This is a genomic window from Kitasatospora sp. NPDC057198 (genome assembly GCF_042670125.1).
Lineage (GTDB): Bacteria > Actinomycetota > Actinomycetes > Streptomycetales > Streptomycetaceae > Kitasatospora.
In genome coordinates this window covers 1-1,507 of record NZ_JBHUWH010000847.1, presented here as the reverse complement: position 1 = coordinate 1,507, position 1,507 = coordinate 1, and the positions used below count along the sequence as shown (strand labels likewise).

Here is a 1,507-nt window from a genome sequence, read left to right as displayed (position 1 = left end):
CCCCGGGGAGGGCGCCATCGCCGCCGCCGGGCCGGGGCCGCCACCCGTTCCGCTCCCCGTTCCTCTCCTCGTTCCGCTCGCCGTTCCGCTCCGCCCCGGGGCGGCGCTGCCCCCATCTCCCTTGCTCAAGGGCCGAGTTGGCCGCCTGCCCGGCCGGGGCCGGCGGGCGTCCGGTGATGTGATCGTTACCCGTCGGCGTCGACGCGAGGGCTTGGCGGCCCCTTCGGCACGTCGTATGTTGTCGCAGGCAACAAACCGCGCCGGGGTTGTCTCCCCCGCCCCGTTCCCGCGCCCTTCCCCACCCGTCCGCAGTCATGCACGTCCGGCGCAGGCCGGACACGCCCCCGAAAGGACCCTGCACATGCGCAAGGGGCTCCTGTTCGCCACCGCCGCCCTGTCGGCGGCCCTGCTCACCACGGCCACCGCCTGCTCCTCCTCCGACTCCGGCTCCGGCGACGGCGGTTCGGCGGGCGGCAAGAAGCCGAAGATCGGCGTGATCCTGCCGGACAGCAAGTCCTCCGTCCGCTGGGAGACCGCCGACCGCACCTACCTCGCGGCCGCCTTCAAGGCCGCCGGCGTGGACTACGACATCCAGAACGCCGAGGGCGACAAGCAGGCGTTCCAGACCATCGCGGACCAGATGATCACCAGCGGCGTGAACGTGCTGGTCATCGTCAACCTGGACAGCGGCACCGGCAAGGCCGTCCTCGACAAGGCCAAGGCCCAGGGCGTGGCCACCATCGACTACGACCGGCTCACCCTCGGCGGCTCCGCGCAGTACTACGTCAGCTTCGACAACACCCAGGTCGGCAAGCTCCAGGGGGAGGGCCTGGCGAAGTGCCTGAGCGACACGGGCGCCAAGAACCCGGTCGTCGCCGAGCTCAACGGCTCCCCGACCGACAACAACGCCACCCTGTTCGCCAACGGGTACAACAGCGTGCTCGACCCGAAGTACGCCTCCGGCGAGTACACCAAGGGCCCCAACCAGTCGGTGCCCGACTGGGACAACGCCCAGGCGCAGACCATCTTCGAGCAGATGTACACCAGTCAGCCGAACATCAACGGCGTGCTCGCGGCCAACGACGGCCTGGCCAACTCGGCCATCGCCGTGCTGCGCAAGAACCACCGCAACGGGCAGGTCCCGATCACCGGTCAGGACGCCACCGTCCAGGGACTGCAGAACATCCTGGCGGGCGACCAGTGCATGACCGTCTACAAGGCGGTGAAGAAGGAGGCCGACGCGGCCGCCGCCCTCGCCGTCGAGCTGGCCGGCGGCAAGAAGAGCACGCCCGCCACCACCGTGCACGACCCGACGGGCAACCGGGACGTCCCGGCGGTGCTGCTGGCCCCCGCGGCCGTTTTCAAGGCGAACGTCCAGGACGTCGTCACCGACGGCTACGTCACCAAGGCGGAGCTGTGCACCGCCGAGTACGCGGACGCGTGCGCCAAGGCCGGCATCAAGTAGCACCCCGCCGCGCCCGGCCGTCCGCCCCGCGCCCGGCCGCCG

Annotated in this window: 2 protein-coding genes; both read left to right on the top strand. The window is 71.2% G+C overall.

The features are described from left to right. The coding region (locus ACFUEL_RS39590) for a hypothetical protein (RefSeq protein WP_380243053.1) at positions 1-182 on the top strand (182 nt) is incomplete at its 5' end. Between the two features lie 179 nt (positions 183-361). Beyond that, positions 362-1,465, top strand: coding sequence for a sugar ABC transporter substrate-binding protein (locus tag ACFUEL_RS39585; protein WP_380243051.1), 1,104 nt, complete (start codon positions 362-364; stop codon positions 1,463-1,465). Positions 1,466-1,507 lie beyond the last annotated feature (42 nt).